General features: G+C 74.6%; 1 pseudogene. It reads left to right on the top strand.

Annotated features, from left to right (window positions below):
- Positions 1–894: pseudogene (locus DMH12_RS38525) on the top strand (phospho-sugar mutase); the annotation flags it as partial.
- Positions 895–1,110 lie beyond the last annotated feature (216 nt).

The raw sequence follows: 1,110 nt of genomic DNA, 5'->3' as shown, positions 1-1,110 counted from the left end.
CCCGCCCTCGTGACCGAGCAGGCGGACCCCGACCCGGACTTCCCCACCGTCGCCTTCCCCAACCCGGAGGAGCCCGGCGCGATGGACCTCGCCTTCGCGAGGGCCCGCGAGACGGCCCCCGACCTGATCATCGCCAACGACCCGGACGCCGACCGTCTCGCGGTGGCGGTGCAGGACGCCGCGGACGACTGGCGCATGCTCCGCGGCGACGAGGTCGGCGCCCTCCTCGCCGCCCACCTGATCACCCGCGGAGCGCAGGGCACGTTCGCGGAGTCGATCGTGTCGTCGTCCCTCCTCGGCCGCATCGCCGAGAAGGCGGACCGCCCGCACGTCGAGACCCTCACCGGCTTCAAGTGGATCGCGCGCGTCGACGGCATCCGCTACGGCTACGAGGAGGCCCTCGGCTACTGCGTGGACCCGGAGGGCGTCCGCGACAAGGACGGCATCACCGCCGCGCTCCTGATCACGGAGCTGGCCTCCACCCTCAAGGAGGACGGCCGCACCCTCCTCGACCTCCTCGACGACCTGGCCGTGGAGCACGGCCTGCACGCCACCGACCAGCTCTCGGTCCGGGTGGAGGACCTGTCCCTCATCTCGGCCGCGATGGACCGGCTGCGCCGGCAGCCCCCGGCCCACCTCGCGGGCCTGCCGGTCACGGAGGCCGAGGACCTCACCCGGGGCACGGCCACGCTCCCGCCCACGGACGGCCTGCGCTACACCCTGGACGGCGCACGCGTCATCGTCCGCCCCAGCGGCACGGAACCGAAGCTGAAGTGCTACCTGGAGGTGGTCGTCCCGGTCGGCGAGCACGTCGGCCTCCCCGCGGCCCGCGCGAAGGCGACGGACCTGCTGACGACCCTCAAGCGCGACCTCTCGGCAGCGGCAGGCATCTGACTGCCCGGGGGGTGCGCAGTGCGCACCAAGGACGGCGCACCCCCTCCAGATCACACGGCAACCCGGCCACCGGCCTCCGGCTACCTGCCCACCGGCCACCGGCCACCGGCCACCGGGCCAACCGCCCACGGCCACCGACCTCCCGGCCACCTGGCCCCTCGGCCCACGGCCACCGACCTCTCGGCCACCGGGCCCCCGACCCACGGCCACCTGACT

This window comes from Streptomyces sp. WAC 04229 (genome assembly GCF_003947455.1).
Taxonomy (GTDB): domain Bacteria; phylum Actinomycetota; class Actinomycetes; order Streptomycetales; family Streptomycetaceae; genus Streptomyces.
This window is presented reverse-complemented; position numbering and strand designations above follow the sequence as displayed.